The following is a 13,624-nucleotide window of genomic DNA, read 5'->3' as shown; positions in this document are numbered from 1 at the left end:
GCGAGCGGACCCCTCCGGCACAATCACGCGGGCGCCTCGGCCCAGCACGAAGCCGACAACGCCCGGCACGAGATCCGTGCCGGGCGCCGCTGGTCGGGTTGTCTCGATCTGCCGCTACTTGCCGAGCAGCTTCTCGGTGGCCGCGAGCAGTACGCAGGTGGCCAGCCCGTCCATCGCCTTCTCCAGCTCGGGCAGCTTCGGGAAGCTCGGCGCGATCCGGATGTTCTTGTCCTCCGGGTCGTTGCGGTACGGGAAGGCCGAACCGGCCGCGGTGAGGGCGATGCCCGCTTCCTTCGCGAGCGCGATCACCCGCGCCGCAGTGCCCTCCAGCACGTCCAGGCTGATGAAGTAGCCGCCCTTGGGCTCGGTCCAGGACGCCACCTTCGACGCGCCGAGACGGTCCTCGAGGATCTTCAGCACCAGGGCGAACTTCGGCTCCAGGATGGCGCGGTGCTTCTGCATGTGCGCGCGCACGCCGTCGGCGTCCCGGAAGAAGCGCAGATGGCGCAGCTGGTTGATCTTGTCCGGGCCGATGCTCTTCTTCGACGCGTGGCTCAGGTACCACTCCAGGTTCGCGGTGGAACCACCGATGAAGCTCACGCCCGCGCCCGCGAAGGTGATCTTCGAGGTGGAGGCGAACACCAAGGGGCGGTTCGGGTTTCCGGCCGCGGCGGCAAGGCCGAGCACGTCGATCACCGGGGCCGCGGTGTCGGTGAGCGGGTGCACCGCGTACGCGTTGTCCCAGAACAGCCGGAAGTCCGGCGCGGCGGCCGGCATCGAGACGAGTTCGCGGACAACGTCTTCGGAGAAGACGACGCCGGTCGGGTTGGAGTAGTTCGGCACTGCCCACAGGCCCTTGATCTGCGGGTCGTTCGCCAGCAACTCGGCGATGGCGTGGGTGTCCGGGCCGTCGTGGCGCATCGGGATCGGGATCATCTCGAAGCCGAGTGCCTCGGTGATCGCGAAGTGCCGGTCGTAACCGGGGGCCGGACACAGGAACTTCAGCGTGTCCTCGGCGGCCCAGCGACGCTCGGAATCGTTGGTGCCGTACAGCATCGCGTAGGTGATCACGTCGTGCATCAGCTCGAGGCTGGCGTTGTTGCCCGCGAGCAGATTGTCCACCGGGATGTCGAGCAGCTCACCGAAGATCGCGCGCAGTTCCGGGAGACCGTGCAGGCCACCGTAGTTACGGCAGTCGGTGCCGGTGCCGTCGCGGAAATCGCCCTCGCCGGGCAGTTGCAGCAGCGCGGCGGACAGGTCGAGTTGCTCCGGCGAAGGTTTTCCGCGGGTCAGGTCCAGCGTGAGCTTCTCGGTCTGGAGCTTCGCGTAGTTCGCGGTCTGGGTCTCGTGCTCGGACACGAGTTCCTCTTGGCTCATCAAACCGATCTGCGTTTGCCGGGGCATCCTGGGCAGCCTTTCAAGCAGCGAAGGGACGAATGGGTCTGGCCGGACCGATGTGCGGCGGCGGCCGAACTTGTCCGTGCGGACGCACGTGCATCCGCGGACGGTGTTCACGTTACCCGTGCAGTGCCCGGAATTGGGGGCGTTATCCGCCGACCGACGGTAGTCCGCTCGCGCCCGGCCCGCCCACAGGCCCGTACCGGTCGAGCGAAAGGCGAGCAGCCGCGCATCCGCCCGCGCAAGCCCTCCGAATAAGGGGACCCCGCGCACCCGCCAGAGCCCGTTGACCCTTGCTGCCTTCCGGCCCTGGGGGAGTTCACAGGATGCACGCCGCGCGGGATCCGTCGGCCAGTGTAGCGCCTTCCGCCCGCAATCCCATCTTCCGGGTCTACAACCCGCCTCGACCAGGCACTTCGCACCCGCCACCCCCCTATTTGGCGACCGGCGGGGGGCTACCGGTATGCTGCTCCACGGAGGATTCGCCTAGTGGCCTATGGCGCTCGCCTGGAACGCGGGTTGGGTTAACGCCCTCAGGGGTTCAAATCCCCTATCCTCCGCCACGGAAACGCCCCCGACCAGCCCGAACTGGCTGGCCGGGGGCGTTTTCGTAACAGCCTTTCCATGCTGGCAAACGCTCAGTGTTGGATATGAGGCGGCCATGCCGCCCCTGGATTGAGGCCATTCCACCGGTGGCCGGTTATCCACGGGCGTGATCAGTTCACCGTGTCACCGCGACTAGCGTGGCAAGACCGCAACAAACGAGCACGACCAGCAAAAAAGGCAGAAGACCTCGCCACACGGAGTCGACCGGCTCACGAAATTCATCCTTAGCCATCAGGCCGAGCTTCTCCCCAATCGCATGTGCTGCCGCGGCGAACACCGCAAACACCACAGCGGCCCCGCCAGCAATTACAGCGGGTATGGCCACACCCACAATGACCAGCAGCGACAACAAGTTAGCGACGACGCTCTCGAGCGAGGGCTGGCGGCCTCCAGCGGGCATGAGATTCCCCGATTCAATAGAAGTACATTGCTGCTGGTAGGCGTTAGCCTGTGATCGCATTTGACTCCCAAACGCGTTGCTGTAGCCAGCCTTACAGTGCCAGAAGATCGCCAAACCTGCGGTCATGCTGGTGAACTGGATGCAGGTCATCTGAGTCGCACGACGACGGCCCCAGTGCCAAAGAGCGCCGGAGGACCGACCAGGTCAGCTAGGGGAGTGCTGGTCCGCCGCCTGCTCCAGATCATCGATGCCCGATACGAGTACGCGAAGTTCCCGCAGCCGCTCGCCGGGACGGTGGCGCGCGGTCAGGTGGTGCAACTGGCGGCGGTGATCGAGCTCGGCGTGGATCGCTGCTACTGACAGACCGAGGACAACTCGATGCCCGAGCCGGTGGCGATCCTAGATTCGATGGCGCGTGACGCGCTCGACGACGCGGCGGCGATGCGGCGCGCTGCGTTGTGCGCTGACCTCGCCGAGGTGGTGCTCGGGCCGTGGATGCCGCGCGGCCCGCAGGGCGGCATCCACGACGGCACGATGACGGTGACGGTGCTGGTCGACACCTGCGGGCGCGGGTCGGAGATGCCGCCGCTTGATTCGGTCGTGGCGCCGCTGGAGGGCGACCCGCGCGGGCAGGCACCGCCGCCGCGACCTGCGTCGGTCGGCCTGCCCGACGAATAACGCGCCCCGCCCCCATTGATTCAGAGGCGGGGCGGGCTTCGCTGTATTCGGTTTACCGGTCTACTGCTCCAGCTTGGCCAGCATCCAACTGCCGACGGCGTCCATGTCGGTAGCGGGGATGGCGCGCGTGTAGTGCAGCGGTGGGGTTATCCAGCGGAACCGACGCCACCCACTGTTCGGGCGGATGACCCAACCGCCGTATTCGCGGTGGGGACTCCACTGGTTCTCACCGGTGTAACCGGGCTCGCGGGAGACACGCCGAAACCAGGAGTGCACGTGGCAGCGAAACACAAACCAACGAGTCGACCACGTAGCAGGGCCGCTACGGACAACGAGCAGCTTCATCGGAGTGAACTTAGCACTGGATGATGGTGTACGGGGTCTCCTTGCGGGCTTCATCCGTCCCGGTCTTCCAGGTAGCTCGCATGACGATCCGGCCCTGCCACGCGCCGGGTACGCAGTCCAATGCCATCGCGGCGACGTGCCGTTGGGGGTTGGGGATCTGTGTGACAACGGCGGGCTCCCCCTTCGGCGTGGGATTGCTGTGGCTCGACCGGTACCACAGCTGCAACGTGAGGTGGAACTCGAGCGGGGCGGGGTCGCATTTCACCGTGCCGCCGACGACGACGGCCTCGTGCAGCAGGTACGGATTCTTGTTGAAGGCGAACGCGCAGGCACCGCCAGCGGTGGCCCGGTATCCGGGTTCGGCGTGCGCGGCGGTTGGGGCGACTCCGGCGAACAGTGCCGCGGCGATGCACCCCGCGAGCAGAGCGCGGTCGATTCGTAACTTCATGTCTTCCTCCTTGGGTGGGCGTGCCGACCGCCTCGCCGGGTCGGTGCCGTTGCTGTGGCGTCGAGGGGTGGGGCGACTCCGGCCGCACGCAGTACCCGCTGGATCTCCTGCTTGCGGGCGCAGTGGGTGAGGCGGCAGCCCAGATGCCGCGCCCACTGCTGGCGCGCCTGCTCGACGGTCAGCGGCAGGGGCGGGGGCTCGTGGCTGAGTCGGTCGTCGATCTCGGTGAACCGCGGCCCGGTCGCCGGTACACCCGTCAGCAGCCAGGCCGCGACGAACACGCAGGCGATGACCGCAACGGCCATCGCGGCGAGGGTCAGCACCGGCCCGGCGGGCATGGCTGTCCATCCACCACTGCGGCGACCAGGTCGGCCCACTGCGTGGCGAGGTAACCCACCTGCGACCACGCCGCATGCAAGGTCTCCTCGGCGACCTCGTTCTGCGCGAGCAGCAGCACCTCGGCGTCGATGTACGCGGCGGCGAGCGCGTCAGCGGCGGGTCCGACGTCCTCGGCGCGGGTGGCCGGCGCCAGGTGGATGGTCACCCACTCGTTGATCAACGTCACGACAGCGGTGCGGCGCCGGTCGATGTCGGTGACGCGGTCGGGGGTGATGCGGGCGATGCGGTGCAGGTGCGCGAGCGCTCGTACCCATCGGGTGATCAGGTGGTCGCCGGGTTTGTCGCCAGCGAGGTAGCGGATTGCCGCGCTGACCTCGTGCCAGTCCGGCAAGCCGTGTTGCTGGGATCTGTTGGCTGCGTCCATGTCTGCGCCTACCCCTTCGATCCGAGCGAGTAGGCCATCGCCGCGAGGTAGGGCAGGCAGCCGCCGCCGTGGGCGGCGTGGTCGGCGAGGATGAATCGGGCGCGGTCGAGATCGAGGTCTGTGGGTTCGGTGCCGCAGTCGCGGTAGCGCACGGCCCACAGGTCCCGGGTGTCTCGCGATATACGCATATCGGCCTCCGTGGCAGGCGGTTCGGGCACACCGGTGCCCGGACCGGCCGCGAGGTCCGAACCAGAATCGACCTCCGCGCGGCCGGGTGCGTATCCGAGACGCGATGAGGAAATCGCCTGCGGTCCGGCACCGGTGTGCTGTCTCAGCGTCTCCGGGACAGGTGGAAGCAACCAGGCCGTAACGATGCAGTTGCACCGCAACTTCGTAGGTTCACCCCTGAGCGATTCGGCGGCGGATGCGGTTGGACCGGTGTAGTTTTCGAATTCACCACGGCGGCACGAGCAGGGGCTGGAGCGAGCCGATGATCATCTATCGCTGGACCGGAGTGGAAACCAAAGCGCTGCGTGATGCGATGCATCTCGGCGTCGAAAAGTTCTCTGCCAGAACAGGAATCGGCGCGCGCACGATCACGAATTGGGAGCTTCAAGGCGCCTCGGCCCAGCTGCGCCCGAGCAGCCAAGAGCTACTTGCGAAGGTGCTCACCGAAGCGCCGCCGGAGGTGATTGCCCGGTTCGAGCGGGCCCTCGCGGGCATCGGATCGCCCCGAGATCAACCCGATCCCGGCTTGCCTCCAACGGTTACGCTGGCGAATGACACCCCCCGTCGGCTGGTGCCGGTCACCTCGGGTGGTGCTGGTGAAATCGATCAGGTCTGGGTGCGCGCCCGGACCGCCGCAGGAGAGGTCGTCCTCGTGTCACTCCCTCGTCGCACCGTAGTCGCAGGATTCGGGGTAAGCGCCCTAGCCGCCGCCGTCGGCGTCAAGCCCGCGGCTGCCCTAGCCAACAGTTCCCAGGTCGACCACGCCGCCCACTTCCGCACGCTGCGGCTGTCGCTGATCGACAGCGATAACCTGCACGGCGGCCCGGGTGTGATCCCGCTGATCGAGCAGAACCTCGAGATCATGAACGAGCTGCGCCGCGCCGGTGTCGGCGACGCTACCGAGATGCAGCGGATGCGGATTCTCTACGCCGAGTTCGCCGCATGGCTGCATCAGGACGCCCGCAACTGGGCCAGGGCCCAGCACTGGACCGATCGCGCGCTGACCTGGTCCCACCAGCTCGGCGACGATTACTGCATCGCCGCCACCCTGATCCGTAAGGCGCAGATCGCCAACGACATGCACGATGGCGCCGAGGCTATCGAGCTGGCCGAAGCTGCCGAGCGCGCCGCCCCGCCGCGAACCCGATTCGCCGCGGTCGCAGCGACGTTCGCCGGGTACGCTGCCGCGCTCGCGGGCGACCGAGCAGCCAGCGACCGCGCTTTCGACCGCGCCCGCGCACTGGCCGCCGACGCCGACGTTGATCCGTCGTGGGGGTTCTTCCTCGATGACACCTATATCGACGTCCATCAGGCGCACGGCCGCGCAGCGCTCGGCGACTACCGCGCCGCTATCGACCAGTTCGGTCGCGCGATCAACAACATGCAGTCCGGGTACACCCGCGACCAGGCGGTCTACATGTCCCGCCAGGCCCTCGCCTACGCGCACATGGGTGAGGCAGAGCCCGCCGCGACGCTGGGCCTGGCCGCGATGCAGATCGGGGTCAGCACCGGATCGGAGCGGGTGCTGCACAACGTGCGCGCCGTCGACGAGCTGCTGTCGGCCCGGAACCTGCCCGAGGTCGCCGAATTTCGTGCGGCGGCGGAACGGTGGGCGGTCGTGCCGTCGTGACGCGCCCGTTCGTGCTTCTGTCAGTCGCGGTCAGCGTCGACGGGCACATCGACGACACGAGCCCGGAGCGGTTGCTGCTGTCCAACGCGGAGGACTTCGACCGCGTCGACCAGGTCCGCGCCGAGTGCGATGCAATCCTGATCGGCGCCGAGACCGTGCGGAGCGACAACCCGCGCCTGATCGTCAAGAGCGACGCCCGGCAAGCCGCACGCGTGGCGGCCGGGCGCACCGCGCAGCCGTTGAAGGTGACCGTCACCGCTTCCGGCCGCCTGGATCCTGACGCGAAGTTCTGGCACTACGGCACCGACGAGCACCGGCCCGTCGTCTACACGACCGACGCCGGCGCACCGAAGGCCAGCGAACGACTCGACGAACTGGCGGATGTCGTCGCGCTCGGCGAGACCGTCGACTTCGGGGCGCTGCTCGACGACCTCGGTGCCCGGGGTGTCGGCCGGTTGATGGTCGAGGGCGGTAGCCACATGCACACCGCGTTCCTGTCGGCCGGGCTCGCTGACGAGCTGCACCTCGCGATCGGCCCCACCCTCGTCGCGGACAGCGCCGCACCGCGGTTCGTGAACCCTGCCCGGTTCCCGGGCGGGCCGACGCGCAGAATGCGGTTGGTCGACGTGACCCAGCTCGGCGACGTCGCCGTGCTGCGCTACCACCCGAAGGAGACCCCGTGACTGCACCGGATCACCACCACTGGATGACGCGGGCTATCGAGCTCGCCGGACTCTGCCCGGTCGTCGAGGGCGCGTTCTCGGTCGGCGCGGTGATCGTCGCCGACGGTAAAGAGATCGCGACCGGCTACTCACGCGAGACCGACGCGAAGGTGCACGCCGAGGAGTCCGCGCTCGACAAGCTCGACCCGGCGGATCCGCGGCTGAAGGCGGCGACGATCTACAGCACGCTCGAACCGTGCTCGGAGCGCGCGACGAAAACCCGCGTGCCATGCACGGATCGCATTCTGGCGGTGGGGATTCCGCGAATGGTGATCGCGTGGCGGGAGCCGTCGACGTTCGTCGAGGACTGTGTCGGGGTCGAGAAGCTGCGGGAGCAGGGTGTCGAGGTGATCGAGCTGCCGGAACTCGCCGATGCGGCGATGGCGATGAACCGGCACCTCGACCTGTCGTAGGTCGAACTGCGGTGATGCACTCATCGCGCAGGCGCGATGGCGCGCGCTGGGCACCACTGCCGGGCTTCCACTTGGCCCTGCCCGTCTGCCGGGGTCGGGGTGATGAGGCGATCACTACGGGACCGCAGTCCGGCCCGCGGTCCCGTACGCGTAGTTCCTCTCGGGAGGTGGCCGGTCGACCGATCGCGCGCGGACGGTGGCCAGGTCACGCGGAGCCCAGCCGCCGCGCCCGACCACACATCGCGGCCCGTGCGGCAGGTTTGCCCGATCTAGGCTGTGCGACTTCCGTTTCCGATGGAATGATCGTCCCCGTGACTCAGTGGCTTCCGCTCTTCGGTTCCCTCATCGTTGCCATTGCGGCATTGGTCGGCGTGCTGGTCAACAACCGCACCAACCGTGCGGCGCTCACCGCCGCGGACGAGCGGAACCGGGTCACCTTGGACGCGGCGCAGCGCACCGTGGAGTCGACCAACGCGGCGGCCGAGCGGCGCGAGCACGACAAATGGCGGCGGGAGTCGGTGCTGACCGCGGTCTCTTCGGTGCTGGCCGTCTCGAGCGACGTCCGTCAGCAATTGCTGCGCTGCGATCGCTGGGAGGCCGAAGAACTGGATCAGCTCGACGCGGAAGTGCGGCAGATCATCACCGGCTCCCGGGGCTTCATCAGCAGCCTGCGCGTCGTGTCGCACCGCAAGATTCCCAATCGCTGCGAGGACCTGATGCGCACGCTCGCCGCGGCGCTGAACATCAGTTTGCAGCGCCGCAGGATCGAACTCGACGGCGAGGCCACCGCCGAGGAGATCGCGGAGATCCAGGCGCTGTGGTCGCGGGCGATCGAGAACACCGTCGAGGAAGAACGCTCGGTCATCAACGCCACCCGGCTCGAGCTGGAGATCAAGATCTCCGCCGAAGTGCACCAGTCCACGCCCCAGCCTGCCCTCGCCCGTTCTTGACCGAGGCAGGCGAGCGTCACACCGGCGGCGCCGCCGGAGCGGGGTCCCGCTGCGTGAGGTGCGCTTCGAGCAGCGCGGCACGCAGGTACGCGGCGTAGGCATCGAGGTCCGGCAGTACCGCGGGGTCGGCGTGCAGCGAGACCGTGACGGTATCGCCGAGACCGTGCACCCCGTGGGTGAGATGCATGACGGAGCCGAGGGCCGGGAAGCCGGCCGTGAAGCGCACGTCGCCGCCACCGAAGGAAAGGTCCGCTGCGCCGCGATCGACGCTGGAGACGACGGTGTGGCCCGCGATCGAGTCGGGAACGGCGTCGAGGGGATAGCGGTCCACGTCCCGCCGCAGCATGGGGGCCGGGACGGTCGCGGTGACCCGGTCCTGCGCCGACAGCAGCGGGTGCCGCGCGCGGACGCGACGGTCGACGAGCGCCGCGGCGATCTTGTCGGCGCGCAGCCGCAGGTCCGGTTCGTCGACGAACAGATCGACGCCGAGGTTGCGGTAGTTGTTGCGCGAAGCGGTGCGCTCGGCCAGAGCCATCGGCACCTGCGCGCCGAGGCGCTCCGGCGGCTCGCCACGATCGGCCAGGTAGCGGGCGAGCGCCAGCGACACCGCGGTCAGGACGACGACCGTGACGGTGCGACCAGGGACGCGCAAGTCTTCGGCCGGAAACACGAGTATCCGCGCTTCGTGCCGCCGAACCCCTTCCGCTGTCGAACGATTCAGCAAGGTCGGCGGGAAATCCGGCCCTGGCGGCGGTAATTCGCCCGCCTCGGTCAATTGCGCCAGTCGTTGCTGCGCCCGGAACGCTCGATAGCCGCGCACCGCGGTGGCGGACAGCCGAACCGGCATGCGCAGCAACGCCAGAGCCGAGTCGGCCAGCAACCCAGCGGAGGACACTCCCGCCGACACCGCATCACCGATCATCCGTCCACGAGCTGCTACCGCCGAGCCGACTTCACCCCCTCCAGCAAGCAACGCGGACAGCCGCGCAGTGGGCACGCTCCGGTCGGTGGACGACTCGCCACCTGCGGCATCGACACCGCCGTCTGCCCTGGCCCGCATGTCACCGGACGCCGCCGACCCCGCTCGGCTTCCGTCTTGGAGCGCGGGATTCTGCGGCCCACCGAACAGCGCCCGCGCGATCGCCGAGGCCCGCCGCCCGTCGGCCAGCGCATGGGACATCTGGAGCACCACCACCAGTGCGGGTTCTCCTTCCAGTCCCGGCGCGTCGGCGATGGAGCGGAACACGTGCAGTCGCCACGGGTGCACGGCGGCATCGACGCCGGTACCGAGCACATCGCCGAGGGCGCCCAGCAGACGCGACCAATTGCGGTCCACCAGTTCGTGTTCCAGGAATTGCCCGGCACCGAATTCACACCGCGTCCAAGCCGGGTAGTCGATGTCCGCGGGCAGTTCGCGCAGCCGGACGCAAAGGTCGGCGATCCGCGCGCTTCGTTCGGCGACCGCGGCGCGGAGTTCCTCGGTCGGCCGTCCTCGATCGGCGAAGCAATACAGCAGAAAAAGGTCGTTGCGCGTGCGTTTGGACAGCCAATAGATCGTCGCGTCCTGCGGTGTCATCGCGCTCACGAGTAAAACGATATCGACTCGGATCCGGCGAGGTCCGGCGAGTCCGGACGATGTGAATGATCTTGTTCCACAATTCACCCGGAAAACCCCATCGATTCCGCCTTCCAGCTCTGCTACCGTCTGTAGTAGGAACGGATACCACTCTCACCCAGGGCGGGGTGTCGGCCATGGCTACAGCTCTATCTCGGATAACCGCCAACCAAGCCGATGAGGCGGACGAGCGGTACAGCGCCGCGGCGTTCGTGAAGCGGTCGATCAACAAGGTCTTCCCGACCCACTGGTCGTTCCTGCTCGGCGAGATCGCGCTCTACAGCTTCATCATCCTGCTGCTGTCGGGCGTCTACCTGACGCTGTTCTTCGACCCGTCGATGAGCGAGGTCGTCTACAACGGCTCCTACCAGCCGTTGCGCGGGGTCACCATGTCACGGGCGTACGAGACGGCGCTCAATCTGTCCTTCGAGGTCCGTGGCGGCCTGTTCGTGCGGCAGGTGCATCACTGGGCGGCGTTGTTGTTCGCGGCCTCGATCATCGTTCACCTGTTCCGGATCTTCTTCACCGGCGCGTTCCGCAAGCCGCGCGAGGCGAACTGGGTGATCGGTTCGCTGCTGCTGATCCTGGCGATGTTCGAAGGCTTCTTCGGTTACTCGCTGCCCGACGACCTGCTGTCGGGCACCGGCCTGCGGGCCGCGTTCTCCGGCATCACGATGAGCATCCCGATCATCGGCACCTGGATGCACTGGCTGATCTTCGACGGTGACTTCCCCGGCGACATCATCATCCCGCGCTTGTACGTGGCACACGTGCTGCTGTTCCCGGGCATCATCCTGGCGTTGATCGCCGCGCACGTGGCGCTGGTGTGGTACCAGAAGCACACCCAGTTCCCCGGGCCTGGCCGGACGGAGAACAACGTGGTGGGCGCACGGATCGTGCCGGTGTTCGCCGCCGACCAGGGCGCGTTCTTCGCCTTCACCCTGGGCATCGTGGGCATCATGGGCGGCGTGTTCCAGATCAACCCGATCTGGAACATGGGCCCGTACAACCCGTCGCAGGTGTCGGCGGGTTCGCAGCCGGACTTCTACATGATGTGGACCGACGGCATGGCCCGGTTGATGCCGCCGTGGGAGCTGTACCTGGGCCGCTACACCGTGCCCGCGGTGTTCTGGGTCGCCGTGCTCATGGGGTTGGTGTTCGCCGTCCTCATCTCCTATCCATGGATCGAGAAGCGGCTCACCGGCGACACCAGCCCACACCACAACCTGCTGCAACGCCCACGCGACGTGCCCGTTCGCACGGCACTGGGCGCCATGGCGATCGCGTTCTACGTGGTGCTGACGCTGTCGTGCGTCAACGACATCATCGCCTACAAGTTCGACATCTCACTGAACGCGACGACCTGGGTGGGCCGCATCGGCATCCTGCTCGCGCCGCCGATCGCCTACTTCCTGGCCTACCGCATCTGCCTCGGTTTGCAGCGCAGCGATCGCGCGGTGCTCGAGCACGGCGTGGAGACCGGTGTGGTCAAGCGCTTGCCGCACGGCGAGTACATCGAGGTGCACCAGCCGCTCGGCCCGGTGGACGCGCACGGTCACCCGATTCCGCTGGAGTACCAGGGCGCACCCGTACCGAAGAAGATGAGCAAGCTCGGCGCGGCGGGCAAGCCCGGCACCGGCAGCTTCCTGCGCGCCGACCCGCGCGACGAGAGCGCGAAGCACTTCGAGACCGAGCACGAAGAGGAGCGCAAGCAGCTCGCCGTGCTGCGCACGGTTCAGGATCGGGCGAACGGCCACGGAAATGGTTCCACCCACTGAGGATCGGCGCCCGCGCCCGCACAACCCGTCCCGAAACCGCGAAGGCCCCGAGTCCATACGACCCGGGGCCCGCTTTGCCTTGTTCAGGCGACTCCGGAGCGGTTCAGCCGCGCCGGAACTCTCCCCCTGAGACCCCCACTAGGAATGCGTCCCACTCGCCCGGCGCAAACGCCAGGACCGGGCCACGTCCACTGTCCTTGGTGTCACGAACCGCGACATTGCCGTCGACGAGAAAAGCGACTTCCACGCAGTTCCCATCCGGACCGCTGTATGTGCTCTTGCGCCACACAGCGCCCGTCCAATCAACCTCCACGGCACTAGCTCCTTTGCTGCGTCGAGAGCGAGATTTCTCCTGACATCGTTCCAGCTAGCATCGGCACCCGACTCCGAAAGCCGAATCCCGTGGTGCACCCCGTGCCGGAGCGCACTTTCTCGGTGCGTCTATATCGCACATCGAGTTCGAGAGGAAATTAACCTCGCGCGGGGCCTGTCCCCGCGCGGTAACACTAGCAGGTCCTTCGAAAGTTTGCCCGGCTCTTGCCTATTCAATCATCGCAACCACACACGTTTGCGAAGCAAGAGAGTTGCGGAAGCATTGCCAGCCCTCCTCATTCATTCCCAGCACTGGCGTACCACAATGTTTTTAACGGATGTGATTGCTCTGTTATCGGACGACAATTCACATCCCGCCACAGCCCCCGTCGACGCGGGCACAGCGGCCGTGCATGATGGAACCTATGGTCGAACGCGATCGCGACGACGCAGGTCGCGCCCGTAGTGCCCGTCCTCGCGACCGCCTCGGGCGCCCGCTGCCGCTCGGCAGCACCGGAGTTGCCCGAATTCCAGACGATCCCGAGCTTCCGCCCCAGCAAACTCTGACCTTCGCCCAGCAACTGCTGGACGACGGACTTGCATTCAATGCACATGAGGTTTTAGAGGCCGCATGGAAGAACGGGCCGTTCGCCGAGCGGATGCTGTGGCAGGCACTCGCGCAGTTCGCTGTCGGTCTGACCCACATACAGCGCGGCAATCCGAAGGGGGCGCGTACACTGCTCGCCCGCGCGGTGTCGCGGTTGACGGCATACCGGCCGGAAGGTCAGCAGGCGCCCTACGATATCGACCTCGCCGGCCTGGTCGCGCACGCCGAATCGCTGCTCGCCACGCTGGAGACAGGCGGCGAACCGGCGGAGGCCGACCTGCGGCCGCGTCTGCGCGGTTGATCGCGTCGCTTCTACCATGGCCGGCGTGCGCACCTCATCGTCTACCGACCGAGCCCGTGGCTGAGCGGGGCGCGGGCCGGTATGCGCCGAGCCCGTCGGGGGATCTGCACCTGGGCAATCTCCGCACGGCGCTCCTGGCTTGGGCGTTCGCTCGCTCCACCGGCCGCCGCTTCCTGCTCCGGATCGATGATCTGGACCGGGTGCGTCCCGGTGCGGAGCAGCGGCAGCTGGACGACCTCGCCGCGATCGGCGTGGACTGGGACGGGCCGGTGGTGCGCCAATCCGACCGGTTGCCGCAATACAAAGCGGCCGTCGAGCGGCTCGTGGCCGCCGGGCTCACCTACGAATGTTATTGCACTCGAAAGGAAATCCAGAAAGCCGCGACGGCGCCGCACGGGCCGATGGGCGCGTACCCCGGTACCTGCCGCAC

18 protein-coding genes, 1 tRNA gene and 1 other RNA gene are annotated in these 13,624 nt (G+C 67.5%); 10 read left to right on the top strand and 10 right to left on the bottom strand.

Features of this window, described 5'->3' with window-relative positions:
* Positions 1–114: 114 nt before the first annotated feature.
* On the bottom strand, positions 115–1,404 hold the full coding sequence (locus tag ON19_RS01620) for an aspartate aminotransferase type Ic (protein ID WP_043685381.1): 1,290 nt from the start codon (positions 1,402–1,404) through the stop codon (positions 115–117).
* Between the two features lie 248 nt (positions 1,405–1,652).
* An RNA gene (gene ffs, locus ON19_RS39640) (signal recognition particle sRNA small type) lies at positions 1,653–1,747 on the bottom strand.
* Between the two features lie 126 nt (positions 1,748–1,873).
* On the opposite strand from ffs, the gene ON19_RS01615 reads away from it, so the two are divergent.
* Positions 1,874–1,961 (top strand) — tRNA-Ser (locus tag ON19_RS01615).
* A 158-nt stretch (positions 1,962–2,119) separates the two neighbouring features.
* Here the strand turns inward: ON19_RS01615 and ON19_RS01610 are convergent.
* Positions 2,120–2,530, bottom strand: coding sequence for a hypothetical protein (locus tag ON19_RS01610; protein WP_157229566.1), 411 nt, complete (start codon positions 2,528–2,530; stop codon positions 2,120–2,122).
* A 90-nt stretch (positions 2,531–2,620) separates the two neighbouring features.
* On the opposite strand from ON19_RS01610, the gene ON19_RS41585 reads away from it, so the two are divergent.
* Together ON19_RS41585 and ON19_RS01605 are read left to right on the top strand one after the other, a co-directional pair.
* Positions 2,621–2,764: a hypothetical protein gene (locus ON19_RS41585; protein WP_157229565.1), complete on the top strand. Its 144-nt coding sequence runs from the start codon at positions 2,621–2,623 to the stop codon at positions 2,762–2,764.
* An 18-nt stretch (positions 2,765–2,782) separates the two neighbouring features.
* Positions 2,783–3,082, top strand: a complete 300-nt coding sequence (locus ON19_RS01605; protein ID WP_043685373.1) for a hypothetical protein — start codon at positions 2,783–2,785, stop codon at positions 3,080–3,082.
* A 60-nt stretch (positions 3,083–3,142) separates the two neighbouring features.
* Here the strand turns inward: ON19_RS01605 and ON19_RS01600 are convergent, their stop codons facing one another.
* The 5 genes from ON19_RS01600 to ON19_RS41580 all read right to left on the bottom strand — a co-directional run bounded on the left by ON19_RS01600 (position 3,143) and on the right by ON19_RS41580 (position 4,826).
* Entirely contained in the window at positions 3,143–3,358 is a 216-nt protein-coding gene (locus ON19_RS01600) for a hypothetical protein (RefSeq protein WP_043685369.1), read from the bottom strand.
* A 79-nt stretch (positions 3,359–3,437) separates the two neighbouring features.
* Positions 3,438–3,875 (bottom strand): hypothetical protein, encoded by a 438-nt coding sequence (locus tag ON19_RS01595; RefSeq protein ID WP_043685365.1) that lies wholly within the window; start codon positions 3,873–3,875, stop codon positions 3,438–3,440.
* Positions 3,872–4,213, bottom strand: a complete 342-nt coding sequence (locus ON19_RS01590) for a hypothetical protein (RefSeq protein WP_043685362.1) — start codon at positions 4,211–4,213, stop codon at positions 3,872–3,874. Before ON19_RS01590 ends, ON19_RS01595 begins: the two co-directional genes overlap by 4 nt.
* On the bottom strand, positions 4,192–4,638 hold the full coding sequence (locus ON19_RS01585) for a hypothetical protein (RefSeq protein WP_043685359.1): 447 nt from the start codon (positions 4,636–4,638) through the stop codon (positions 4,192–4,194). The genes ON19_RS01590 and ON19_RS01585 overlap by 22 nt, the downstream gene beginning before the upstream one ends.
* An 8-nt stretch (positions 4,639–4,646) precedes the next feature.
* On the bottom strand, positions 4,647–4,826 hold the full coding sequence (locus tag ON19_RS41580; RefSeq protein WP_051168444.1) for a hypothetical protein: 180 nt from the start codon (positions 4,824–4,826) through the stop codon (positions 4,647–4,649).
* Between the two features lie 302 nt (positions 4,827–5,128).
* Between ON19_RS41580 and ON19_RS39885 the strand changes: the two genes are divergently transcribed.
* The 4 genes from ON19_RS39885 to ON19_RS01560 all read left to right on the top strand — a co-directional run bounded on the left by ON19_RS39885 (position 5,129) and on the right by ON19_RS01560 (position 8,581).
* On the top strand, positions 5,129–6,496 hold the full coding sequence (locus tag ON19_RS39885) for a helix-turn-helix domain-containing protein (RefSeq protein ID WP_051168437.1): 1,368 nt from the start codon (positions 5,129–5,131) through the stop codon (positions 6,494–6,496).
* 11 nt (positions 6,497–6,507) lie between these two features.
* On the top strand, positions 6,508–7,179 hold the full coding sequence (locus ON19_RS01570; RefSeq protein WP_255218362.1) for a RibD family protein: 672 nt from the start codon (positions 6,508–6,510) through the stop codon (positions 7,177–7,179).
* Complete coding sequence (locus ON19_RS01565) at positions 7,176–7,631, top strand: deaminase (RefSeq protein WP_086006582.1); 456 nt, start codon at positions 7,176–7,178, stop codon at positions 7,629–7,631. Before ON19_RS01570 ends, ON19_RS01565 begins: the two co-directional genes overlap by 4 nt.
* 311 nt (positions 7,632–7,942) lie before the next feature.
* The gene (locus ON19_RS01560) at positions 7,943–8,581 is read left to right on the top strand and encodes a hypothetical protein (RefSeq protein WP_157229564.1); all 639 of its coding nucleotides are present in this window, start codon (positions 7,943–7,945) and stop codon (positions 8,579–8,581) included.
* A 16-nt stretch (positions 8,582–8,597) separates the two neighbouring features.
* Here ON19_RS01560 and ON19_RS01555 read toward each other — a convergent pair whose 3' ends face one another.
* Positions 8,598–10,157 carry a WS/DGAT/MGAT family O-acyltransferase gene (locus ON19_RS01555; RefSeq protein WP_051168436.1) on the bottom strand — a complete coding sequence of 520 codons (1,560 nt, stop codon included), beginning with the start codon at positions 10,155–10,157 and terminating at the stop codon, positions 8,598–8,600.
* A gap of 176 nt (positions 10,158–10,333) precedes the next feature.
* Here ON19_RS01555 and qcrB point away from each other — a divergent pair, with 176 nt between their 5' ends.
* Positions 10,334–11,974 carry a cytochrome bc1 complex cytochrome b subunit gene (gene qcrB / locus ON19_RS01550; RefSeq protein ID WP_043685343.1) on the top strand — a complete coding sequence of 547 codons (1,641 nt, stop codon included), beginning with the start codon at positions 10,334–10,336 and terminating at the stop codon, positions 11,972–11,974.
* A 103-nt stretch (positions 11,975–12,077) separates the two neighbouring features.
* Here the strand turns inward: qcrB and ON19_RS39880 are convergent, their stop codons facing one another.
* Positions 12,078–12,263, bottom strand: a complete 186-nt coding sequence (locus ON19_RS39880) for a DUF397 domain-containing protein (RefSeq protein WP_372478713.1) — start codon at positions 12,261–12,263, stop codon at positions 12,078–12,080.
* Between the two features lie 448 nt (positions 12,264–12,711).
* On the opposite strand from ON19_RS39880, the gene ON19_RS01545 reads away from it, so the two are divergent.
* Both ON19_RS01545 and ON19_RS01540 read left to right on the top strand, forming a co-directional pair.
* Positions 12,712–13,194 carry a DUF309 domain-containing protein gene (locus tag ON19_RS01545; RefSeq protein ID WP_043685340.1) on the top strand — a complete coding sequence of 161 codons (483 nt, stop codon included), beginning with the start codon at positions 12,712–12,714 and terminating at the stop codon, positions 13,192–13,194.
* 56 nt (positions 13,195–13,250) lie between these two features.
* The coding region (locus ON19_RS01540) for a glutamate--tRNA ligase family protein (protein WP_043685659.1) at positions 13,251–13,624 on the top strand (374 nt) is incomplete at its 3' end.

The sequence above is a fragment of the Nocardia abscessus NBRC 100374 genome (assembly GCF_000308455.1).
Taxonomy (GTDB): domain Bacteria; phylum Actinomycetota; class Actinomycetes; order Mycobacteriales; family Mycobacteriaceae; genus Nocardia; species Nocardia abscessus.
Note: the sequence above shows the minus strand (reverse complement) of the source record. Positions and strands in the feature narration are given on the sequence as shown.